Genomic DNA, 22,584 nt, shown 5'->3' on the forward strand with positions numbered 1-22,584 from the left:
TTTTCTTTTGGGTGTAACCCGTCGCCCCCCGGTTTCAAAAGCAAAAACCTCATCCCCAGCCGCCCCGGGACATCAGCCCCTCGGCTTCCAGCTGCCGCCAGCCGCGGTATTGGGTGGAATGCGGGGTCCACAGATCCGGCGCAGCGATGAGCGCGTCGTAATAGGCGTCAAAGGCCCCGGGCTCGCCGAAATGCTGGCGGCGTGTCTTCTCCTCGGCGGATTTCGCGCCAATGCCGGGCAGGAACTTGGTATGCAGCAGCACGCCTGACAACTTCTCTCCGCCCTGATCGTCATAGATCCGGTTCAGCGCGCGGGGCAGCAGGGTGTGGGTGGAATTCACATAAGCATAGCGCCAATGCCATTTCACCAGCGGCACCTTGGTCAAGGTGGGTCCCCGCTCGGGTCTGTCGGCAAAGAACGTCCGCGAGCGCGGCCCACCCTGAATCCACAGGGCATCCAGATCGCGCTTGCGGCTGATGGTATAGTTCGCCCGGTCGTAAAACGGCAGTACCGCCGTAGGGTCCTGCCCGGGTGTATAACGCACCGCATCCAGCGGCCCCTGTGGGTAGAGGTCCAGCATCAGCGCGCCGAAACTCGCCTCACCCTCGCCATCGAGAAAATCACAGAGCGCCGGCAAGGGTCGCGTATCGTGATGCGGATAGACCAGCAGCTCATCGGCATCGACCGAGACGCACCAATGCCCGCGCCCGTAGCGCATGAGCAGCCCCTGCATCCAGTCGACCCCGAAGCGCGAGGCCCGGTAGCTCGCCCGCGTATGCCAGAGCGAAACATCCGGCGCCTCACCGAGGATCTCGCGCGAGCCGTCGTCGCTGTCGTTGTCCACGACAAGGAAATGCCGCACCCCCAGCGCGCGGTAATGCGCCAGAAAGAAGGGCAGCCGCGCCGCCTCGTTCCTGAGCGTGGTGAAGGCCAGCACATCGCCGGGGCGGATCAGGTCGGTCCGGTCCACGACCGAGGCCAGCTCGCGCCGCTTCCGCAGGGCACGCGCCAGCCGCAGCTGCCGTCTCCGGCGCCACAGATAGTCCTGCCACAGATCGCCCGCCCTGCTCATCGCCCCCTGCTCATTGCCCGAACGCCCCCTTTGCGCATCATCTTGTCGCAAATACTCTCGGGGGTGAATTCGCAAAGCGAAGAGGGGGCTGAAAGCCCCCTCCTGTTTCGTCCGGTAATCCGAGGGGCCTTATTCGGCCGCCTGACGCATCGCCATCATGTCGTAGATGTAATCCTCCAGCTCCTCGCGCAGATCGGCGCGGGACAGACCGAAGGAGATCGTCGCCTGCAGGAACCCGGCCTTCGAGCCGCAATCGAAGCGCTGGCCCTGGAAACGGTAGCCATAGACGTTGTTCTTCGCCTCGATCTGCGCGGCGATGGCGTCGGTCAGCTGGATCTCGCCGCCCGCACCGGTGGTCTGATTGTCCAGCGATTTCAGCACGTCCGGCGACAGCACATAGCGGCCGATCACCGCGAGGTTCGACGGCGCGGTGCCCGGCTTCGGCTTTTCGACCATGCCGCGGACCGGCAGGACCGGGCTCATGCCGGTCGGCACATCCAGCACCCCATAGCTCGAGGCCTTGTCTTCCGGCACTTCCATCGCCGCGACCATGTTGCCGCCGGTTTCCTCATAGGCTTCCAGCATCTGCTTGAGGCAGGGCTTGTCCGCGGCGATCACATCGTCGGGCAGCAGCACCGCGAAGGGCTCGTCGCCGATGAGGTGACGGGCGCACCAGACAGCGTGGCCGAGGCCCAGCGCCTGGTTCTGACGGACATAGGCGATGGCGCCCGAGTCCATGCAGGTCTGGTTGTAGATATCCAGCAGTTCGGTCTTGTTCTTCGACTTCAGCGACATCTCCAGTTCCGGAGCGCGGTCGAAGTAATCCTCCAGCGCGGACTTCCCGCGCGAGGTGACGAAGATGAATTCGGTGATGCCGGCCTCGCGCGCCTCGTCGATCGCGTATTGGATCAGCGGGCGGTCAACGAGGGTCAGGACCTCTTTCGGCACGGCCTTGGTGGCGGGCAGGAAACGAGTGCCCAGGCCGGCGACGGGGAATACGGCTTTCGTGACTTTGTTGCGCATCGGAACTTCCACTCTTGCTATCCTCGACGGGGGCTCGGCCCGTCCACGAACAAGTTAATGAAAGCTGAACGGGGCGCGATTGTGGTCGAAACCCGCGAGATTGTGGAAAAGTTCAGGAAAAATTAACCCGGGCAGCGCCGCATTGCAGCGAGCGCACAATCCCGGGTTGATATCGATTCAGAACTGACGGGAAAATCAGCGCAAAGTGACGCCCGGCGACAGAACCAGGAAGAACGGGTTCTCATAGCCCGGCTTGCCATAGGCCAGCGGCGTATGGTCGTCGAATCGCAGAACCTGACCGCCCGCGCCCAGCACGACGGCATGACCAGCGGCGGTGTCCCATTCCATCGTCCGGCCAAGGCGCGGGTAGAAATCGGCCTCGCCCGTCGCCACGAGGCAGAACTTCAACGACGAGCCGGCGCTCTTCGCGTCCTTCACGGCATAGCGGTTGATGTATTCGTCCGTCGCCGCGTCGCGGTGCGATTTCGAGGCCACGACCAGCAGCGCCGCGTTGTCGGGTTCCGAGACCTTGATCGGCGTCAGCGCGCCGGCCTCGTCACCGAACGGGCCCTGCTCCTCGACCGAGGCGCCATCGGCGCGGGTGTAGAACAGGCGCTCCTTGGCGGGGGCATAGACCACGCCGCGGATCGGCACGCCGTTTTCCACCAGCGCGATGTTGACGGTGAAATCGCCGCGACGCTGGACGAATTCCTTGGTGCCATCAAGCGGGTCGACGATGATGAAGCGATCCGCCTTGATCGAATGGCTGTCCGAGAGTTCTTCGGTGACCACCGGGATCTCAGGGAAGTCCTTGGCCAGTTCGGCGCGGATCACGGCGTCGGCGGCTTCGTCAGCCTCGGTCACCGGGGAATTGTCGGATTTCGACCGGGCCTCGAAATCGGGGCGGGCATAGACCTCCATGATCACCGCGCCGGCTTGCAGGGCGATCTTGCGGAATGCGGTTTCGATCAGGCTATGAAAATCGTCGGTCATTGAAACACTTCCTTGAGGAGGTCGAGTTGAATGGATAGCGCGTTGGGCTTATCCTCTGGGTCGACCGGATGGCAAGGTTCCGGCGCGCGGAACGGCAAGGAATTGCAGGAATGCTCAGCAATCGTAGCCAGGATGGATGGTTTGCCTCGGGCTTCACCCTGCTCGAGCTGATCTATCATTCTGCCGTCCGCTCTGTCCGCATGCAGCATGGCAACGCGATGATGGGTCTGCTGATGAACATCCTGCAGACCCTGATGCTGGTCGCGGTGTTCTACGGCATGTACCTGTTCGCGGGCTGGGGCGGGAACGGGATCCGCGGGGATTTCCTGCTGTACCTGATGACCGGCGTGTTCCTCTATATGTGCCACGTCAAGGCCATGGGCGCGGTCGTGGGGGCTGAGGGGCCGACCTCGGCGATGATGAAACACGCGCCGATGAATACCATCGTGGCCATCGGCGCCGCCGCCTTTGGTGAGCTGTATATCCAGCTTCTGTCCGTGACCGTGGTGCTGTTCCTTTATCACGCGGCTTGGACCCCGCTGGAATTCCACGACCTGTTGGGCTGCATCCTGATGCTGTTGCTGGCGTGGTTCTCCGGTGTCGCGGTGGGGACGATCTTTCTGGCGATGAAGCCCTGGAATCCCAAGGCCGTGAACCTTGTGTCGCAGGTCTATTCGCGGACCAACATGTTTGCCTCGGGCAAGATGTTCGTCGCCAATTCCCTGCCCGGCTACATGCTGCCCTATTTCATGTGGAACCCGCTGTTCCACATCATCGATCAGGCGCGCGGCTTTGCCTTCCTCAATTACAACCCGCATTACACCAGCGTCCTTTACCCGGTCGCCGTGACCTTCGCGCTGCTGCTGCTGGGCCTGATGGGCGAGTTCTATACCCGCAAGCGCGCCTCGATCAGCTGGAGCGCCAAGCACTGACCTTTGGTTGACGCTTGCGTGTAGATTGCCCGCAGCGGGGCAATTCGTGCTAGGATCAGGATCGGCACCACATTTCGCCGCCTCCTTTTTTCAGATCCGAGGTCTTTCATGCCCCGCTTCCTTACCCTTTGCCTTCTCCTTTTCGCGCTGGCCGCCCCGGCCGCCGCGCAGAATTTCCCCGCGCTGTTCAGTGTTCATGATGTCCGGCCCGGTGATTGGCTGAACATCCGCGCCGAGCCCAATGCCCGCGCCGAGATCGTCGGCCGCTTTGACCGCACCCAGACCGGCGTCGAGGTGATCGGCCTGTCCGAGGATCGCCGTTGGGGCCTTGTCCGCACCGATGAGGGGACCGGCTGGTCCTCCATGCGCTACCTTCAGGCCGAGAGGACGGACAGCTGGATCGACGGCCAGCAAACCCTGACCTGCATGGGGACCGAGCCCTTCTGGACCCTGCATCTCTACCTGCCCGGCAATACGGCGTCTTACGACAGCCTTGCCGAAGGCGCCTTCAGCCTGACGACCGATGCGCCTACCCTGCCCTCGACTCGCGGGCCCTATACCTTGGGGGTGCCGTTCACCGGCGCGCGCACGGGCATGGTGGTGATGCGCAATGCCATCTGCTCGGACGGGATGAGCGACCGTCTCTATGGGCTGGAGGGGCAGGTCTATTGGCGTGGCCAGACCGAGGGGCTGTCCGGCTGCTGCATGCTGGGCCACTAAAGCTGCTGCATGCTGGGCCACTAAATCGGTCTCTGGCGCGGGAAAATCGGCGGTGCGCCTTGCCTCGGGCCGCCGCCCGGCCCTAGATGCACCTGTTAAGGAACAGGTGCCATGCCCACAGTCTATATCGATGCCGATGCCTGCCCCGTCCGCGAGGAATCCGTGACGGTGGCACTGCGCCATGGTTATGCGGTGGCGATCGTCTCGAACGGGGGGATCCGGCCGGTGAACCATCCGTCGGTGCGTATGGTCTATGTCGATCAGGGCGCCGATGCTGCCGACAAATGGATCGCCGAGGCCTGTGTGCCCGGCGATTGCGTGATCACCGTCGACATGCCACTGGCGGCGCGCTGCATCGATGCCGGCGCGCGGGTGGTCAAGCACGACGGGACCGAGCTGACCGCCAGCTCCATCGGGCAGGCGCTGGCGATGCGTGACCTTGCGGCCGATTTGCGCTCGGCCGATCCGTTCCGTCAGGGTTCGGGCAAGGCGTTCTCACCGCGGGACCGGGCGCGGTTCTCGCAGGTGCTGGACCGGGTTCTGGGCATGAAGCGATGAGCATCGCTGCGCGCCCCGGCCTGTCGCCCACCACCTTGGGCGCGCTCTGCGCGGTGGGGGCCTCGTTGGGGTTCTCGCTCAACGACATGTCGGTGAAATTCCTGTCCGGCGGCTATCCCCTGCACGAGGTGGTGCTGATCCGCTCGCTGGTGGCGCTGACGATCCTGTTGGCCGTTCTGGTGCCGTTGTCCGGCGGCTATGGCATCCTGCGCACCCGTCAGCCGTTCAAGCACCTGTTGCGCGGCCTGTTCATCGTCTGCGCCAACATGACGTTTTTCATCGCGTTGGCGGCGATGCCGATGGCGGACGCGACGGCGATCTTCTTTGTTAGCCCTTTGCTGATTGGCCTGTTCTCGGTGATCTTCCTTGGCGAGACGGTCGGCCCCCGTCGCTGGACCGCCATTGGTGCGGGCCTGCTGGGTGTGGTGATCATGATCCGGCCGGGATCAGGCAGTTTCAGCCTGATCGCGTTGCTGCCCCTTGTTGCGGCGACGGCCTATGCGGCGCTGAACACGCTGACCCGGCATATCGGGGTGCGTGAGACGGCCGTTTCCATGGCGACCTATACGCAATTCACCTTCCTTGGCTTCAGCCTGTTGTTCGGATTGGTGGCGGGCCATGGGGAATTCTCGCCGGGGCCGGAAAGTGCCTCGCTGGATTTCCTGTTGCGCGGATGGGTCTGGCCACGGGCGGCGGATATCCCGTTTTTCCTGCTCTGCGGCTTGGGAACCGCCATGGGCGGCCTGTTGATCGCGCAGGCCTATCGCACTTGCGAGGCGGCTTTGGTCGCGCCCCTGGAATATGCCGCGATGCCGATGGCGATCATCTGGGGCGTGACGATATTCGGCGAATGGCCCGATGCCATCGCCTGGATCGGAATTGCGCTGATTTTGGGATCGGGGATCTACATGATCCTGCGCGAGGCCAAAGTCGGGCGGAAATAATCCCGAAACCTCCAGTTATTGCATTTTGCAATTGACGTATTTGAGTCCCCTCGATAGGTCTGGCATTATCGAAGAACTCAATCGGGAATTCACAGATGGTAAATCTCGAAGGGATGTCCCTGAAAGAGCTGAAGCAGCTCCAGAAGGATGTCGACGCCGCGATTGTCGATTTCAAGGATCGGGAACGCCGGCAAGCCGTGGCCGAGGTCGAAGCTTTCGCGCGTGAGCGCGGCATCAGCCTGTCCGACCTTTCGGAACTGTCGGGCAAGCGCAAGCGCAAACGCAAACCTGCCGCGCCGAAATACGCCAATCCGGCGGATCAAGAGCAGACCTGGACCGGCCGTGGTCGTCGCCCGCGTTGGGTGGAAGCGGCGCTGAACGAAGGCAAATCGCTGGAAGATCTGGCGATCTGAGTGTGATGGTGATCGGACCCTGTACCGGTTAACTCCGATCACCTTATTTTTCCCCTCACTGTTAAACTTTTACTAACCATTTGATTGGTTTTTTCCGCAGCCTTATGACTTGTCATGGCAAGTCATGCATTTCTGGTTGTTTTATGTGCAGCAAGAATCCCGTCTCGCGAGAAATTCAATCTGTATTGGATTATGTAACGCTGTGATTATTTGTAAGCCGTCTGGGCAATTGCCGCATCAACTCAGGTCTGATTGAGGAACGAAAGCGTCCCGCAATCCGTCAAAGGTTAGATCATCGGGATAACAAGAAAGCCGGGCCCATAGGGGTCCGGCTTCTGTGTGTTCCTCAGGGCGCCTGATCTGTGCGTGTGATCAGGCGCGAGTCGGGTGAAACCGGCCGCCGGGCGAGAGGGTGAAGATCTCGCAGCCGGTCTCGGTCACGCCGATCGAGTGTTCGAACTGCGCGGACAGCGACTTGTCGCGGGTCACGGCGGTCCATTCGTCCACCAGCACGACGGTTTCTGGGCGTTTCAGGTTCACCATGGGCTCGATGGTGAAGAACATGCCCGGCTCCAGCACCGCACCGGTGCCGGGGCGGCCATAATGCAGAACGTTCGGCGGGGCGTGGAACACCTTGCCCAGACCGTGGCCGCAGAAGTCGCGCACGACGGACATGCCCTTGCCTTCCACCAGCGACTGGATCGCGGCGCCGATGTCGCCGAAGGTATTGCCCGGCTTCACCACCTCGATGCCGGCCATCAGCGCGTCATGGGTCACCTGGATCAGGCGCTCGGCAACCGGATCGGCCTGCCCCGCGACATACATGCGCGAGCTGTCGCCGAACCAGCCATCCACGATCACCGTCACGTCGATGTTCAGGATGTCGCCCTCCAGCAGCGCATCGTCCTTGCGCCGCTTCTCGGGGTCCTTCGAGATCGTCTCCTTGCGGTGCATCGGGATCGGCGCGCCGGGGATGCCGTGGCAGACGACGTGGTTCACCGAAATGCAGCTGGCATGCTTGTAGCCGCGGTAGCCGATCGTGGCCGAGGTGGCGCCGGCCTTGCGGACCATCTCTTCGATCAGGCGATCAATCTCGGCCGTGTGCTGGCCGGGGAAGACATGCTCGGCGATATCGTCGAGGATCTGCGCCGCCAGCGCGCCGGCCTTGTGCATGCCGGCGAAATCCTCGGGCGTGTGGATGCGGATCCCCTGAGGGGTGACCTTGCCCTTCTTGTCGTACACGGAACTGACCTCTTTCGTTCAGTCCTAGATAGGCAACGCGCAGGAAAAAGGCCAGCCCGGCCCCCGGCACGGCCTGAGTGACGCATTCCAGTCACACCCGGCTCGCCAAGGGGCCTTGCCCGCGCAGACCGGCCTTTGGGTGAGGGGCGCTGCCTGATAACGTTCCGGTGAACGAACAAGGGGTGGTGTATCGTGGCGTTTGATCGGTTTCTCTGTGGCTCGGCCCTCGTGATGTCCTTGGGTCTGGCCTGTGCCACGCCGGTGTCGGCGCAGGGCTGGGAGATCGAAACCAGCCTCGACGTGATCGACGCGCCGCAAACCCGGATCGAGGGGCTGCACCGCCTCTATATCGGTCACCGTTTCAGCGAGACGTTCAGCTTTGGCCAAGGCATCTATTCCGCCGTGCTGGGCGATGCCGGCGGGGCCTTTTTCTGGGGCTTCGAGGGGGTTGCGCATCTGCCGCTGACCGACCGGCTGGGTCTGTCCTTCTCGGGCTTCTATGGCGGTGGCGGTGGCGCGGCGCAGGTGATCGGCGACGGCACCATGCTGCGCGCGGGGGCCTCGCTGGACTACCGGTTGTCGCCGCATTGGGATCTGCAACTGACGGCCGCGTACTTGCGGATTCAGGGCGCGCCCATCGACGGCGCGACCTATGGCCTCGGGTTCCGGTACCGGACCGATGCGGCTGGCGCGATGAGTGGCGGCGGCATGCCGGAGTTCGACGCGATCAGCCTGCAGGCAACGCATATGCGCGCGCCCTCGGGCACCCGGACCCGGCCCGGCGCGCCGCAACCTGCTGTGTCGCTGGTCGGCGTGCGCGCGATGTTCAACCTGACCCCGAACAGCCAGCTGTGGTTCTCGGGCGCGGGGGCGGCTGACGGGGCACAGGGCTACATGCAGCTGATGGGCGGTGCGCGCTATTCGGTGCCGCTGGGCCGCGCCACGCTGTTCGCCGAGGGCGGCCTCGGTCTGGCCGGTGGCGGCAATGTCGATACCGGCGCGGGCGCGATCGTCACCGCTGCCATCGGCGCGGCGATGCCCGTGTCGCGCAACATCGACGTGGAGCTCAGCCTTGGCGGGATCGCCTCGGTCGATGGTCCCTACCGTGCGGCCACCCTGTCGCTGGGCGTCACCCGTCATTTCGGGCGCGACGGCGGCACTGGCGAGGGGCAACGCTGGGCCTATACCGGCGGCTTCCAGTTGCAGGACGCCGGCGCCGGCTTCTATCTGGCCCCGGCCGGGCGCGACAGCGTGGTGGCGATGCAGGAATCGAGCTTCGACTATTTCCTCGGCCGTCGCAGCTATGTCACCGGCTCGGCACTGACCACGGTCGGCGGCGGTGTCGCCGGCTATGCGCTGGGCATGGTCGGTTTTGGCTATGAGATCCCGCTCAATGACCGCTGGAGCGTCTCGGTCGAGGGGCTGCTGGGTGCTGCGGGCGGCGGCGGCGTGAACACGGCGGGCGGCATCGTCGGCGCCGCGCGGGTCGAGGTCGACTACCGCGTCGGGGCGAACTGGCGGCTGTCGATGGGGCTGGGCCAGATGGCGACACTGCGCAGCGGCGGCATGCAGCCGGCAACCCTGTCGCTGGGCGTGAAGATCCCCTTCGTCACCCATCGCTGAGGGCATGTCCCGGCGGATTGGAAACCCCGCGCAACCGCGCTAACGTCCGCTCATCAGAGAGAGGACATCATGGGCAATCCTACCGCCGCCATGCTCGTCATCGGGGACGAGATCCTGTCGGGCCGTACCCGCGACACCAACACCAACCACCTCGCGAAAGAGCTGACCAACCGCGGCATCCGTCTGCGTGAGGCCCGTGTCGTGGCCGATGACCACGACGGCATCGTCGCGGCGGTCAAGGCGCTGTCGGCGGCCTATGACCATGTGTTCACCTCGGGCGGGATCGGCCCGACGCATGACGACATCACCGCCGATGCCGTCGCCGCCGCCTTTGGCGCGCCGATCGACGTTCGGGAGGACGCGCATGAGATCCTCAAGGCGCATTACCAGCGCACCGGGCTGGAGCTGAACGAAGCCCGCCTGCGCATGGCCCGCATTCCCGAGGGCGCGACGCTGATCGACAACCCCGTCTCCTCGGCCCCCGGTTTTATCTTGGGCAATGTCCATGTGATGGCCGGCGTGCCCGCGATCTTCGAGGCGATGGTGGCCGGCGTCCTGCCCACACTGACCGGTGGTGACCCGCTGCTCAGCCAGATGATCGACGTGCATCGCGGCGAAGGCGAGATCGCGGCGGCGCTGAAAGCGCTGGCCGCGAAGTTCCCGGACCTGAGCTTTGGCTCCTACCCCTATCAACGCAACGGCGCCCATGGCACGCAACTGGTCGTGCGTGGCACGGATGCCGGTCTGCTGGACCGGGCGATGGTCGAACTGGCGGAACTGGCGCAATGAGTGACGATCTTTTCGCGGCGCTGGAAGCCAGCTGGCCGCCGGCCTCGTCCGTCACTCAGGGGCCGTTCCGTCTGCGTGAGGGGGCCGGCGGTGGCAAACGGGTCAGCGCGGCCCTTCTGGAGGGCGCCTTTGATGAAACGGCCCTCGATGCGCTCGATGCACCGCTGTTCCAGCTGCGTCCGGGGCAAGAGGCGCTGGACCGCGCGCTGGAGGCCCGTGGATTCCGCTTGGTCGATCCAACGATCCTGATGGCCGCGCCCATCGACGCCTTGGCCGAGAAGCCGAAGCCCGTCTCCCTGCCGACGATCTGGCCCCCCCTCGCCATCCAGCGCCGCATCTGGGAGGAAGGCCATGTCGGGCCCGAGCGGATCGCCGTGATGATGCGCGCCTGTGATCCCAAGATGAGCTTCATCGCCCGCATTCGCGACAAGCCGGCCGGCGTGGGTTTCGTGGCGGTTCACAAGGGCATCGCCATGCTGCACGCCCTGCATGTCGAACCCGACTTCCGCCGTCAGGGGGTTGCCGCGGCGATGGTCCGGGGCATGGCCTACTGGGCTGGGCGGGAAGGCGCCGAGACCTTCGCGCTGGCCGTGACGGAGGGGAACAAGGGCGCGCAGGCGCTTTACTCGGGCCTCGGCATGACGGACGTTGGCGCGTACCATTACAGGGAGAGAGTACGATGACCCGCCTGACCGCCTTGGACCTGCCGCCCGTCGATCCGATGCCCGAGGAGACGCAGCGCTACCTCGACATCTGTCAGGAAAAGCTGGGCATGGTCCCCAATGTGATCGCGGCCTACACCTTCGACATCGCCAAGCTGAACGCCTTCACGGCGATGTATAACGACCTGATGCTGGGCCAGTCCGGCCTGACCAAGCTGGAGCGCGAGATGATCGCGGTGGTGGTCAGCTCGGTGAACCGTTGCTGGTATTGTCAGGTCGCCCATGGTGCCACGGTGCGGCAGCTGTCGGGCGATCCGGCGCTGGGCGAGGCGATGGTGATGAACTGGCGCGCGGCCAAGCTGGACGACCGCCAGATCGCCATGCTCTCCTTCGCCGAGAAGGTCACCAAGGCCTCGGCCGAGGTGGTCGAGGACGACCGCCAGTTCCTGCGCGATCACGGTTTCAGCGACCGCGACATCTTCGACATCGCCGCCGTCGTCGGCTTCTTCAGCATGTCGAACCGCGTTGCATCAGCGATTGGAATGCAACCCAACACCGAATATCACGCGATGGCACGCTGATCGCCCCTTGACCCTCACGCCGATGTGAACAGGTTAAGCGGCGCTGTTTCACTTTGCCCCAAATACGCCGGGGGTCCGGGGGCTGGCCCCCGGTTCGCCGGCTTGCCACGGATTGCGCCCATGTCCCAGCCTCTCTCGCAGAAGGCCCCGCTGTTCACGCCCGTCCTGATCGGCGGCTGTATCGTCATCTTGCTGGGCTTCGCCATCCGGGCCTCGTTCGGGGTGTTCCAGATCCCGATCGCCGAGGAATTCGGCTGGCCGCGCGCGGAATTCTCGCTCGCCATCGCCATCCAGAACCTCGCCTGGGGGATCGGCCAGCCGCTGTTCGGCGCCGTGGCCGAGCGTTTCGGCGACCGCAAGGCCATCGTGCTGGGCGCGCTGTTCTATGCCGCCGGCCTGCTGCTGACCGCCTTCGCCATGACGCCGGGCACCATGCAGCTGCTGGAGGTTCTGGTGGGCTTCGGCATCGCCGGGACGGGCTTCGGCGTGATCCTCGCCGTCGTCGGCCGCGCTGCCTCGGATGAGAACCGCTCGCTGGCGCTGGGCATCGCCACCGCCGCCGGGTCGGCCGGTCAGGTGATCGGCGCCCCGATTGCCGAGATCCTGCTGGGCCAGTTCCCGTGGCAGACCGTGTTCATGATTTTCGCCGTCGCCGTGCTGGCCGTGCTGCTGGTGCTGCCGATGATGCGCTCGCCCGCCATGGCCTCGAAGGCCGAGCTGGAGCAATCCATGGGGCAGGCGCTGACACAGGCGTTCAAGGATCCCAGCTTCTCGCTGATCTTCCTCGGCTTCTTCTCGTGCGGCTATCAGCTGGCGTTCATCACCGCCCACTTCCCGGCCATGGTGACCGAGATGTGCGGCGCGATTGCCCCCAATGGCTTCCTTGCCAGCCTCGGCATCACCACCACCTCGACGCTGGGCGCCGTGGCGATTTCGGTGATCGGTCTGGCCAATATCGCCGGCACCATCACCGCCGCCTGGGCCGGCAAGCGCTGGTCGAAGAAATACCTGCTGGCCGGCATCTATGTCGCCCGCACCATCGTCGCCGCCGCCTTCATCGCGCTGCCGATCACGCCCGGCTCGGTGCTGATCTTCTCGCTGCTGATGGGGGCTTTGTGGCTGGCCACGGTGCCCCTGACCTCTGGCCTCGTCGCGCATATCTACGGGCTGCGCTACATGGGCACGCTCTATGGCATCGTGTTCCTCAGCCACCAGATCGGCGGGTTCCTCGGCGTCTGGCTGGGCGGCACGCTGTATGATGCTTATGGCGATTACACGCTGGTGTGGTGGATCGGCGTCGGCGTCGGGGCCTTCTCGGCCATCGTGCATCTGCCAATCCGCGAGAAACCGATCAACGCACCGATGGTGGCCGCACAATGAGAATCGTCTTCGACCTTGATGGTACGCTGATCGACAGCGCCGCCGACATTCACTACGCCGCTTCGGCCACCGCCCGCGCCGAGGGCTTGCCCGAGGTCACGCTGGAGCAGACCCGCAGCTTCGTCGGCAACGGCGCGCGGGTCTTCGTCGAGCGGCTGGAACGCGCGACGGCGGGCTCGAACATTCCCGAGCGGACCGAGCGCATGCGCGCCACCTTCGCCGAAGAATACCGCAAGGCGCATGAGCGCACGCAGGTCTATCCCGGCGCCCTCGAGGCGCTGGAGGCCCTGAAGGCGGACGGCTGGAAGATCGGCCTGTGCACCAACAAGCCCAGCGTGCCGACCCGCGCGGTGCTGGAGCATTTCGGCTGGACCGAGCTGTTCGAGACCGTGTTCGCCGGCGACACGCTGACCCGGATGAAGCCGGACCCCGAGCCGCTGGAAGCCGCGCTGGAGGCTTTGGGCGACGGGGTGTGCGTCTATGTCGGCGACAGCGAGGTCGATGCGGCGACGGCCGAGGCCGCGGGGATCCCCTTCGCGCTGTTCACCGAGGGCTACCGCAAGACACCTGTGGAGAAGATGCCGCATACCGAGGCGTTTTCCGACTGGACCGAGCTGCCCGCCATCGCCGCCCGCATCGCCCGTTGAGGCAAAGGTGGGGTTGAACCCCACCCTACGCAGCGGCTGTCGGTGCCGGCCCTATTCCAACCCGGCGATGTCGCGCAGGTTGTTCATCCGCTTGGCGAAGACCTGTTCGAAGGCATTGGCCCGTGCGAAATCCACCGCGCGGCGCGACGCCTCGATCACCGCGACACGGTCGGCGTCCAGCCGCGTAATCGTCCGGGCCATCCCCGCGACCGACCCCTTGCGCACCAGCCATCCCGCCTGCGACTCCGCTTGCATCCGCTTCCACTGCCGGTTGGCATAGCCGACGATCGGCAGGCCGCAGCCCAAGGCCTCGACATAGGTGCTTTGCGGGCCGGACAGCCGGCGCGGGCAGAGATACAGATCCGCCTCGCGCCGCAGATGCGGCACCATAACCGGATCGAAGGGCGGCGGCGGCTGCAGGCTCATCACATCGGACAGCCCCATCGCGCCGATCCCGTCGCGCAGGCGCCCTTCCAACGGGCCGGTCCCGAACAGCTCCAGCCGGAAGGCCAGCCCGCGCTGACGCAGCAGGAAGGCCAGCGGGATCAGATCCTCGACCCCCGAGAGCGCGTCCACCTGCCCGAACCACGCCAGCCGCAAGGGCTCGCCCTGATGCAGCCGCGCGGCACGGTCGGATTGCTCGCCGGCGCGGGCGATCATCGGCGCGCGCATCCGGTTGTCGAGGTAGCGCAGGTGCTGGGGATTGACGCGGCGATAGGCCTCGGCCGCCGGGTAGCCGTCGAAATGGATGCCATCCGCGCGCCTCAAGGCCTGGCGCAGGGGCCCCTCGTTCTTCAGGCTCCACCAGCTGGCCCCCAGCCGGCGGCGGATCGAGGGGCTTGCGGCCATCGCCTTGGCAATGCGCCCGCCCAGCGGTTCCTCGACGGTATAGACCACGCGCCCCAACCGGCCGGTCATGGCCTCGGGCAGATCAAGGTGCTTCATGTCATCGGCGGTGACATAGACCAATGCGGCTTCGTCGAGCAGAAGATCAGGCACCCTTGCCCCGGCGTCCAAAGGCACCAGATCGAAGCCCAGCTGCGCCACCGAATAGCGCATGGGCTGATCGATATGCGTGGCACCGCGCCACATCACGCAACGGACCGGACCGGGCCACAATTGGCTATGCAATTTCATACCCTCGACGAATTTCACGTCGAGGATCACTTCATTGCCCGGCCGTTCGATCATCGGCGCGGGGGATAACATCACCAGAGAAGCCATGCCGGCGTCTCAGCCCCTTCAACTCGTGTTTCCGCAGAAAACGCTGGAATGTCTGGAAAAGTCCATCCTAAATTGCCCGGATGGCCGCCAAGGAGCCTTGTCCCCATGCCTTTTCCCCGCCTTCTGATTGCGCTGAGCGCGGTGTTCTCGCTGCTGGCGTGTGCCCTGCCCGCCGCCGCCCAGATCGACATCGCCCCCCGCGAGGGTCGCCGCGCGCTGGGGATCAACACCGCCGAAGTGGTGGGCTGGTCGACCGAGCTGCCCTTCCTCGACGTGGCGCGCTCGGCCACGGAATGGGTGGGCCATACCGGCGATGGCTGGGGCGGGATGAGCGAGGCGGAGCTGTTCGACTCGGGTGCGCTGGATCAGGACGGCTGGGTCGTCGATTTCCCGCGCGGCCTGCGCAAGATCTCGACCTTCGTGCTGCAGGAACTGCCGGAGGGCATGACCTCGGCCGCCGGGACCTGGCACGTGACCTGGGAGGGCTCGGCCTATCTGGGCTTTCAAGGCGCCGTGCGGAATGTGCGCTACGGCGATAATTCCGCGACTTTCGACTACATCCCCGGTCAGGGCGGCGTGTTGATCGAATTCAACCGCGGCACGATGCGCAACCTTTCGGTCGTGCATGAGCGCAATCTCGAGCGTTTCGCGCAGGGCGAGATCTTCAACCCCGATTGGCTGGCGCGCGTGGGCGACATGGAGATCCTGCGCTTCATGGACTGGATGCGCACCAACAATTCGACGCTGGAGCATTGGGCTGACCGGCCGCAGGTCTCGGATTACAGCTGGGCGCGGCGCGGCGTGCCTTTGGAGATCATGATCCGGCTGGCCAATGAGACCGGGGCCGAGCCCTGGTTCACCCTGCCCCATCTGGCCGACGAGGACTACGTCACCAACTTCGCCACCATGGTGCGCGATCAGCTGGACCCCTCGCTGCGTGGCTGGTTTGAGTTTTCCAACGAGGTCTGGAACTGGTCCTTCACGCAGGCCGACTGGGCCGAGCAGAGCGCCCGCGCCCGATGGAATCGCGATTGGGCTTGGGTGCAGTTCGGCGCGGTCCACGCCGCCGAGGTGATGCGCCAGATCGACGCCGTTTATGCGGGTGAGGAATCGCGCCGGGTGCGGGTGCTGGGGCTGTTCACCGGCTGGATCGGGCTGGAGCAGGACATGCTGAACGCCCCCGACTATATCGCCGAGGACCCGGCCAACCGCCCGCCGCATGAATTTTTCGATGTCGTCGCGGTTACCGGCTATTTTTCGGGCGAGATGCATACCGAGGAGAAATCCCCGCTGATCCACGAATGGATCGACGCCAGCCACGCCGCCGCTGAACAGGCCGGGCGCGCGGCGGGTCTCTCGGGCTCGGCGCTGACCGATTACGTCACCGCGCATCGCTTCGATCAGGCGGTGGAGCTGGCGGCGCAGGATCTGATCGACGGCTCCGTCTCGGGCAATGTGGACAATTCGGTGCGTGACCTCATCGACCGGACGTTGACCTATCACGCCGGGGTCGCGGCGGAATATGGGCTGGGGTTGGTGATGTATGAGGGCGGCACGCATGTGGTGCTCTCGCCCTCCGAACATGGCGACGAGGAAATGGCCGCCTTCTTCGAAGCGCTGAACTATTCCGACGCGATGGGCCGGGTCTATGACGTGCTGCTGGAGGGCTGGCAATCGCTGACCCCGGCGCCCTTCGTCGCCTATATGGACGTGGGCCGCCCGTCGATCTGGGGCGGCTGGGGCCATCTGCGGCATCTCGACGACGACACCGCGCGCTGGCGTTCGCTCATGGCGGCGTCCGAGCGATGAGCCTCTCCGTCATCATCCCTGCCTGCAACGAGGGCCGCTATATCCACGCCTGCCTCTCGGCCATCCTCGCCTCCGAGGGGCCCGAGGGCGTGCAGGTCATCGTCGCGGCGAATGGCTGCACCGATGACACGGTGGCGCTGTCGATGACCCGTTCCGCGGTGTTCGAAGATCGCGGCTGGCGGCTCGACGTGCTGGACCTGCCCGCCTTGGGCAAGATGGGCGCGCTGGATGCGGGCGACGCGGTCGCGCAATTCCCGACGCGGGTCTATGTCGATGCCGATGTCGTCGTCTCTCCACCACTGCTGGCGCAATTGGCGCAGGCCTTGGCCACTGAAGCGCCCCGCTATGCCTCGGGCACGCCCGTAGTCACGGCGATCGGCTGGTCCAGCAAGGCCTTCGCGCGGCTCTGGGTGAAGCTGCCCTTCGTCACCGAGGGCGTGCCGGGCTTCGGCGTCTATGCGGTGAACGGGGCCGGGCGCGCGCGTTGGGGGACATTCCCGCAGATCATCTCGGACGACACCTATGTCCGCGTGCAATTCGCGCCCGAGGAGCGGGTGAAAGTCCCCGCCACCTATGACTGGCCGCTGGTCGAGGGCTTCGACCGGCTGGTCCGCGTGCGCCGCCGTCAGGATCAGGGCGTGGTCGAGCTGCACGAGATCATCCCCGCGCAGATGGCGAATGAGGGCAAGGATGCGCCGTCACGCGGCTGGCTGCTGCGGCAGGCTGTCGCCGATCCCGTGGCTTTCGGGGTCTATGCGGCGGTGAAACTCGCGGTGAAGGCCGGTTGGGGCCGTCAGACGGGCTGGGTGCGCGGGCGCTGAGTGAAGAGCGCGGCCAGCTTCGCGGCCTCGGTATCGATGTTGTGACGCATCAACACGCGGGCGCGGGCGGTGGTCGCCATGCGCTTCAGCTTGTCCTCGGGGCAGGTGGCGAGTTCGGTGATCGCCTCGGCCAAGGCCATGGGATCGCCCGCCGGAACCAGCCAGCCGGTGCGACCGTCCTGCATCAGCTCGGGCGTGCCGGCGACCCAGGTCGCGATGCAGGGCCGGGCCGAGACCATCGCCTCCATCACCACCATCGGCAGCCCCTCGGCAAAGGAGGGCAGCACCAAAGCATGGGCATTCTCCAATTCGCGGCGAACCCCGGCCTCGTCGAGCCAGCCGGTGATCTCGATCCGATGGCCCAGACCCGATTGCGCAATGGCGCGTTCCATCGGGCGGCGCAGCGGACCATCGCCCACCAGCACCAGTTTCACATCGACGCCACGACGCGCGACCTCGGCCATCGCCTCGACGAGAATCAGCTGGCCTTTCTGCTCCACGAAGCGACCGATGTTAACCAAGGTGATCGGGCGCGTGACGGGCAGCGGGCGGGCGGATTCGTAATGCTGCGGCTCGATGCCGCAATGGACGACCTTGATGCGCGGCCAGATCCGGTAATCGACCAGACGGCAGAGCTGGCTGCGACCGTAGCTGGAAATCGCCACGGTGAAATCCGCCTTCTCCAGCTTCGTCTTCAAGGCCAGCGCCGCGGGCTTGTCGAATTCCTCCGGCCCGTGGACGGTGAAGGAGAAGGGCTTGCCGGTGATCTCCGAGACCAGCATCGCCACCGTCGCGGCATTGGTGCCGAAATGCGCATGCAGCCGGTCGATGCGCTGGGCGCCGACCTGAACGGCGACATAGGCGGCTTCGAGGAAGTAGATCAAGTGCTTGAAAAGACCGGCTTCCGAGCCCCGGCTGACCTTCAGCGCAAGAAACAAAGCCTTGTAGATCCCCAGCGGATTCTGCAGCCCGGCAAGGAAGATCCCCCGGATCAGCGCCGGCAGGCCACGGGCCAGAACATAGTCGGTGGCAGCCTGTTCCTCGCGGTCCTGCGGGTCGGGAAGATCGCCGTCAAAGGGCCGCATGGCAAAGCGCTGCACGGCGATCCCGCGCCGTTCTAGGGCCCTGATCTCGCGCCGGATGAAGCTGTGCGAGGGGGCCGGATAGGTGTTCAGGATATAGCCGATCTTCACGCCGTTGCCTTGAGTCGTCAGGGGGAATGTCCGAATTCTTGGCCGCTGATTGTCGCCGGGAATGGGGCGAATTCAAGAAACCCCACGGGCTTTGGCGCGGCAGGGCGCACGATACCGGGGGCTTTCGGCGGGCGCCTCATTGCCGCCGCAATTAACCTTCATCCGAGAAAAGGTGCCGGGGCGTCACACTTGCCTGAGTCCGCAAGTCTGCCCCTATTGCGGAGTACCTGATGTGTCCGATGTTGCAGCAGTAAGCGGCCAGAGAATGAAAAGCGACAGCCTGACCAGCCGGATCATGCGCTCGTCGATGTTCACCATCGGCGGCTTTGGCGTGCAACAAGTGGTGCGCTTCGGCTCCAACCTGATCCTCGCGCGGCTTTTGTTCCCGGAAGCCTTCGGCACCATGGCGCTGGTCACGGTGTTGCTGGTCGGCCTGACCATGCTGTCGGATCTGGGCATCCAGCCCGCCATCCAGTCCTCCAAGCGCGGGGACGATCCCGATTTCCTCAACACCGCCTGGACGCTGAACATGATCCGCGCGGTGCTGCTGTTTCTGGCCGCCTGCCTGCTGGCCTATCCGATGTCGGTCTTCTACGACGAGCCGGTGCTGTTCCAGCTGGTGCCCGTCGCCGCGGTATCAATGCTGATCCTCGCGCTCGAACCCACCCGGGCCGAGAGCGCCTCGCGGCACATGCTGCTGGGCCGGGTCACCTTGCTGGAGGTTCTGGCGCAGGTGATCAGCGTGTCCTTCATGCTTGTGCTGGCCTGGATCACGCAATCGATCTGGGCGCTGGTGATCGGCAACCTTGTGAACGCCGCCGCGCGGGCCGGTCTGGCCTGGGTCATCCTGCCGGGCATTAACAACCGCCTGCATTACGACCGCGAGTCGGCCAAGGAGCTGGTGCATTACGGGCGCTGGATCTTCTTCTCGACGGTTGCCGGTTTCCTCGTGCTGCAGTCGGACAAGCTGATCCTCGGCCGCTTCCTGTCGATGGAAGAGCTGGGCCTCTACAACATCGGTTACTTCCTCGCCGGCTTCCCGCTGATGCTGGGGCAATTGCTGGTGCAGCGGCTGATGATCCCGATCTACCGCGCCTCGCCCCCGTCGGAATCGCGGGAGAACTTCCTGCACCTGCGCCGGATCCGGTTCATGCTGTCGGGCCTGTTGATCGCCGGGGTCACGCCGCTGGCGCTGGGCGGGGTGTATATCGTCGATCTGCTCTATGACTCGCGCTATGCCTCGTCGGGTGCGGTGACGACCATCGTGTCGATGGCGCTGCTGCCGCAAATGCTGGGTCTGACCTATGATCAGGTGACGCTGGCCTCGGGCGACTCCCGCGGGTTCTTCACGCTGAACGCGACCCGCGCGGTGCTGCTGGTGTCGTTGCTGCTGGTGCTGGTGCCGATGCTGGGCATTCCCGGCGCACCCTTGGCGATGGCGGCGACCACCCTGCTCAGCTATCCGCTGCAGGTCCGTCTGGCGCGCAAGTACGGGGCTTGGGATGTGCTGCATGACGCGCTGATGGCGGGTCTGGCGGTGATCCTGCTGGGGGTGACGGTGTTGATCCACCGCGCCGACCTCGCGGCCATCTTCGCCGGCTGAGCGACCCCATTCACCTTGCTTCTGCCCAATTTGTGACAGGCTTTTCCGCCACCACAGGGTAAAATGTCGTGATCGGTGGACGGGGGATGCCTCGCCGCGCTGAGGAAGGGCTCATGGTCAATACGCGTATCCTGGAAGAACGGCTTGGCTGGCGTGCCGGCGCTGAGGACGAGGTTCCCACGCCGCCCAATCGCCCCATCAACCACCGCCCGGTGCTGCAAGGCCGGGTCGAGAGTGGCCGCAGCGGTCTGCGCCGGGCCGGCCCCTCGCGCCTGCATCGCCGGGCCGAACTTGAGGATTTGTGGCACGACATTCCTGTCGCGCTGGAGGATCTGGAACGTCTGGCGGCGCGCGGTCGTGCCCCGTCGATTGCTCGTGGCTCCTCTGCCGGGACGGCGATGGATCAGCTGCGCGGGCAGGTTCTGCGCCTGATCGACGAGAAGGGCCTGCGCCGCATCGGCATCACCTCACCGGGCCGTGGCGCTGGTCGCAGTTTCGTGGCCGCAGGTCTGGCCGCCTCGATCGCGCGGCTGGAGACGGTGCGCGTCATGCTGATCGATGCGGATCTTGAAGATCCCGGTCTGGCGGATCTGCTGGACCTTGATGCGCCCGGTCCGCTGGATGCGCTGCTCTCGGGCCATGTCGCGCCTGAGGACCACCTGCGCCGCGTCGGCAGCGAGCTGGTTCTGGCCCTGAACTCGGCCCCGCTGGGGCAGGCGGTGGAGCGGATGATGGCGCCCGAGGCGATCCTCGCCCTGCGCGCGATGATCGATGCGGTCTCGCCGGATGTGGTGATCCACGACCTGCCGCCCCTGCTGAACGATTCCGTTGCCGCCGCGCTGTTGCCGCAGCTGGACGCGGTGCTGCTGGTCTCGGACGGGACGCGCAGCACGGCGCAAGATGTGATGGAATGCGAGCGTCTGCTGGAAGGCCAGGTGCCGCTGCTGGGCGTGGTGCTGAACAAATCCGAAGACCGGGACCCGCGCGTGTCGCGGCGTCGCGGCTGAGAGGGAGGGCGGCACGATGGGTCCGATCCAGAACCTGCATGAATTCTTCAGCTGGATCCGCCGGCGGTGGAAGATCGTCCTGTTGATGGCCGTGCTCGGCGTGCTCGGCGGGGTCGTCGCGGCCCTGCAGAGCGAGAGGATCTATTCCGCCAACGCGGTGATTCAGGTGATCAACCCGGTGATCGTCGCCACCACCGAGGACGGCGGCGATGCCACCCCGGACGTCACGCGCCGGGTGCAGATGATCGAACAGCGCCTGATGTCGCGCGAGGCCCTGCTGGAACTGGCCGAGCGTCATCACCTGTTCGACGGCATGGCGATCACGCCGGTCGAGCAGGTCGCGCTGATGCGTCAGAGCTATTCGATCACCTCGATTGCCGCTGCCCAGCAGGGGTTCACCCGCGATGGCTCGCTGTCGGCGCTGATCGTCTCGGCCTCGGATGATGATCCGGACACGGCGGCCGCCATCGCCAACGAGCTGGCCGATCAACTGGTGCAGCAATCGGTCGATGCCCGGCAGACCAACGCGCAGCAGGCGCTCGATTTCTTCCGCTCGGAAGAGGACCGGCTGGAGGCAGCCATTGCCTCGCTGGAAGACGAGATCGCCAGCTACCGCTCGGAAAACGAAGGCTACCTGACCGATTCCGTGACCCTGCGACGCTCGGAACGCGCCCGGCTGATCGACGGCCTGCGCGATCTTCAGGCCGAGCTGAGCGCCCGGCAGAGCGAGCTGGATACGCTGGATCGCGACTCAACGCGGATCGTGATCCAGCGACAGGTCGCGACGCTGGAGGAAGAGATCGCGCAGCTGACCCAGCAAGAAGGCGAGATGCGGCTTCGGATCGGCGAGATTCAGGACATCCTCACCAGCGCCCCGGCCTATGAACAGACGGTGCTGGCGATGAACCGCCGGATGGAGCAGTTGCAGGCGCAGCTGACCGCCGCCGCCGATCGCCGGCGCGAGGCTGAACTCAGCGCCCGCATTGAGGACGATCAGCAGTCCGAACGCTTCGAGCTTCTGGAACGTGCGCTGGTGCCGGAATATCCGATCAGCCGCAGCCGGACGATGATTGCGGCTTTGGGTCTGGTCGCGGGCATCGGGCTGGGCGTGATGCTGGCCTTCGCGGTCGAGTGGATGCAGCCGGTGATGCGGACCTCGCAACGGATGGAGCGCGATCTGCAGCTGCGGCCGGTGATCTCGATCCCGTTCGAGATGCCCGTGCGCGAACGGCGGCGGCGGCAGGCGATCTGGGCCTTCGGCGGCTTGGTGCTGATCCTCGCGGCACTAGGGGCCGGTCTGACCGGCGCCGGGATCATCTGATCCTTTTCCGTCCCGTCGCATGGCGCT

The 22,584-nt window shown here is 65.3% G+C and carries 22 protein-coding genes; 16 read left to right on the plus strand and 6 right to left on the minus strand.

Features of this window, described 5'->3' with window-relative positions; all coding sequences use genetic code 11:
- Positions 1-49: 49 nt before the first annotated feature.
- From BCY78_RS05580 to cysQ, 3 genes are all read right to left on the minus strand, one after another.
- Complete coding sequence (locus BCY78_RS05580) at positions 50-1,072, minus strand: glycosyltransferase family 2 protein (protein WP_068299005.1); 1,023 nt, start codon at positions 1,070-1,072, stop codon at positions 50-52.
- Between the two features lie 129 nt (positions 1,073-1,201).
- A complete protein-coding gene (galU, locus tag BCY78_RS05585; RefSeq protein ID WP_068299008.1) occupies positions 1,202-2,095 on the minus strand; it encodes a UTP--glucose-1-phosphate uridylyltransferase GalU in 894 nt (297 codons plus the stop codon).
- Between the two features lie 195 nt (positions 2,096-2,290).
- A complete protein-coding gene (gene cysQ, locus BCY78_RS05590) occupies positions 2,291-3,088 on the minus strand; it encodes a 3'(2'),5'-bisphosphate nucleotidase CysQ (RefSeq protein ID WP_068299013.1) in 798 nt (265 codons plus the stop codon).
- A 110-nt stretch (positions 3,089-3,198) separates the two neighbouring features.
- Here cysQ and BCY78_RS05595 point away from each other — a divergent pair, with 110 nt between their 5' ends.
- The 5 genes from BCY78_RS05595 to BCY78_RS05615 all read left to right on the plus strand — a co-directional run bounded on the left by BCY78_RS05595 (position 3,199) and on the right by BCY78_RS05615 (position 6,655).
- A complete protein-coding gene (locus BCY78_RS05595; protein WP_068299018.1) occupies positions 3,199-4,020 on the plus strand; it encodes an ABC transporter permease in 822 nt (273 codons plus the stop codon).
- A 108-nt stretch (positions 4,021-4,128) separates the two neighbouring features.
- Positions 4,129-4,740: an SH3 domain-containing protein gene (locus tag BCY78_RS05600; RefSeq protein ID WP_068299023.1), complete on the plus strand. Its 612-nt coding sequence runs from the start codon at positions 4,129-4,131 to the stop codon at positions 4,738-4,740.
- A 111-nt stretch (positions 4,741-4,851) separates the two neighbouring features.
- On the plus strand, positions 4,852-5,298 hold the full coding sequence (locus tag BCY78_RS05605) for a YaiI/YqxD family protein (RefSeq protein ID WP_068299025.1): 447 nt from the start codon (positions 4,852-4,854) through the stop codon (positions 5,296-5,298).
- Complete coding sequence (locus BCY78_RS05610) at positions 5,295-6,242, plus strand: DMT family transporter (RefSeq protein WP_068299028.1); 948 nt, start codon at positions 5,295-5,297, stop codon at positions 6,240-6,242. The genes BCY78_RS05605 and BCY78_RS05610 overlap by 4 nt, the downstream gene beginning before the upstream one ends.
- A gap of 95 nt (positions 6,243-6,337) precedes the next feature.
- Positions 6,338-6,655, plus strand: coding sequence for an H-NS family nucleoid-associated regulatory protein (locus tag BCY78_RS05615; protein ID WP_068299030.1), 318 nt, complete (start codon positions 6,338-6,340; stop codon positions 6,653-6,655).
- Positions 6,656-7,027: 372 nt separating this feature from the next.
- Here the strand turns inward: BCY78_RS05615 and map are convergent, their stop codons facing one another.
- Complete coding sequence (gene map / locus BCY78_RS05620; RefSeq protein ID WP_068299033.1) at positions 7,028-7,897, minus strand: type I methionyl aminopeptidase; 870 nt, start codon at positions 7,895-7,897, stop codon at positions 7,028-7,030.
- 192 nt (positions 7,898-8,089) lie between these two features.
- Here map and BCY78_RS05625 point away from each other — a divergent pair, with 192 nt between their 5' ends.
- The 6 genes from BCY78_RS05625 (at position 8,090) to gph (ending at position 13,579) form a co-directional block, all read left to right on the plus strand.
- Positions 8,090-9,520 carry a hypothetical protein gene (locus BCY78_RS05625; protein WP_068299035.1) on the plus strand — a complete coding sequence of 477 codons (1,431 nt, stop codon included), beginning with the start codon at positions 8,090-8,092 and terminating at the stop codon, positions 9,518-9,520.
- Between the two features lie 69 nt (positions 9,521-9,589).
- Entirely contained in the window at positions 9,590-10,309 is a 720-nt protein-coding gene (locus BCY78_RS05630) for a molybdopterin-binding protein (protein ID WP_068299039.1), read from the plus strand.
- Positions 10,306-10,992 carry an N-acetyltransferase gene (locus tag BCY78_RS05635; protein ID WP_068299042.1) on the plus strand — a complete coding sequence of 229 codons (687 nt, stop codon included), beginning with the start codon at positions 10,306-10,308 and terminating at the stop codon, positions 10,990-10,992. Before BCY78_RS05630 ends, BCY78_RS05635 begins: the two co-directional genes overlap by 4 nt.
- Positions 10,989-11,552: a peroxidase-related enzyme gene (locus BCY78_RS05640; RefSeq protein WP_068299044.1), complete on the plus strand. Its 564-nt coding sequence runs from the start codon at positions 10,989-10,991 to the stop codon at positions 11,550-11,552. Before BCY78_RS05635 ends, BCY78_RS05640 begins: the two co-directional genes overlap by 4 nt.
- A 120-nt stretch (positions 11,553-11,672) precedes the next feature.
- A complete protein-coding gene (locus BCY78_RS05645) occupies positions 11,673-12,932 on the plus strand; it encodes an MFS transporter (RefSeq protein ID WP_068299047.1) in 1,260 nt (419 codons plus the stop codon).
- Positions 12,929-13,579 (plus strand): phosphoglycolate phosphatase, encoded by a 651-nt coding sequence (gph, locus tag BCY78_RS05650; RefSeq protein ID WP_068299050.1) that lies wholly within the window; start codon positions 12,929-12,931, stop codon positions 13,577-13,579. The genes BCY78_RS05645 and gph overlap by 4 nt, the downstream gene beginning before the upstream one ends.
- Before the next feature lie 51 nt (positions 13,580-13,630).
- Here the strand turns inward: gph and BCY78_RS05655 are convergent, their stop codons facing one another.
- Positions 13,631-14,803 (minus strand): glycosyltransferase, encoded by a 1,173-nt coding sequence (locus BCY78_RS05655; protein ID WP_068299053.1) that lies wholly within the window; start codon positions 14,801-14,803, stop codon positions 13,631-13,633.
- Positions 14,804-14,908: 105 nt separating this feature from the next.
- On the opposite strand from BCY78_RS05655, the gene BCY78_RS05660 reads away from it, so the two are divergent.
- Both BCY78_RS05660 and BCY78_RS05665 read left to right on the plus strand, forming a co-directional pair.
- On the plus strand, positions 14,909-16,612 hold the full coding sequence (locus BCY78_RS05660; RefSeq protein WP_068299056.1) for a hypothetical protein: 1,704 nt from the start codon (positions 14,909-14,911) through the stop codon (positions 16,610-16,612).
- Positions 16,609-17,433, plus strand: a complete 825-nt coding sequence (locus tag BCY78_RS05665; RefSeq protein ID WP_068299059.1) for a glycosyltransferase family 2 protein — start codon at positions 16,609-16,611, stop codon at positions 17,431-17,433. Before BCY78_RS05660 ends, BCY78_RS05665 begins: the two co-directional genes overlap by 4 nt.
- Here the strand turns inward: BCY78_RS05665 and BCY78_RS05670 are convergent.
- Entirely contained in the window at positions 17,406-18,626 is a 1,221-nt protein-coding gene (locus BCY78_RS05670; RefSeq protein ID WP_068299062.1) for a glycosyltransferase, read from the minus strand. The genes BCY78_RS05665 and BCY78_RS05670 overlap by 28 nt on opposite strands.
- Before the next feature lie 265 nt (positions 18,627-18,891).
- Between BCY78_RS05670 and BCY78_RS05675 the strand changes: the two genes are divergently transcribed.
- From BCY78_RS05675 to BCY78_RS05685, 3 genes are all read left to right on the plus strand, one after another.
- Positions 18,892-20,229, plus strand: a complete 1,338-nt coding sequence (locus BCY78_RS05675) for an oligosaccharide flippase family protein (RefSeq protein ID WP_068299068.1) — start codon at positions 18,892-18,894, stop codon at positions 20,227-20,229.
- 113 nt (positions 20,230-20,342) lie between these two features.
- A complete protein-coding gene (locus BCY78_RS05680; RefSeq protein ID WP_068299071.1) occupies positions 20,343-21,236 on the plus strand; it encodes a CpsD/CapB family tyrosine-protein kinase in 894 nt (297 codons plus the stop codon).
- A gap of 16 nt (positions 21,237-21,252) precedes the next feature.
- The gene (locus BCY78_RS05685; RefSeq protein ID WP_068299074.1) at positions 21,253-22,557 is read left to right on the plus strand and encodes a Wzz/FepE/Etk N-terminal domain-containing protein; all 1,305 of its coding nucleotides are present in this window, start codon (positions 21,253-21,255) and stop codon (positions 22,555-22,557) included.
- Positions 22,558-22,584: the final 27 nt, after the last annotated feature.

The sequence above is a fragment of the Pararhodobacter sp. CCB-MM2 genome (assembly GCF_001691415.1).
GTDB lineage: Bacteria > Pseudomonadota > Alphaproteobacteria > Rhodobacterales > Rhodobacteraceae > Pararhodobacter.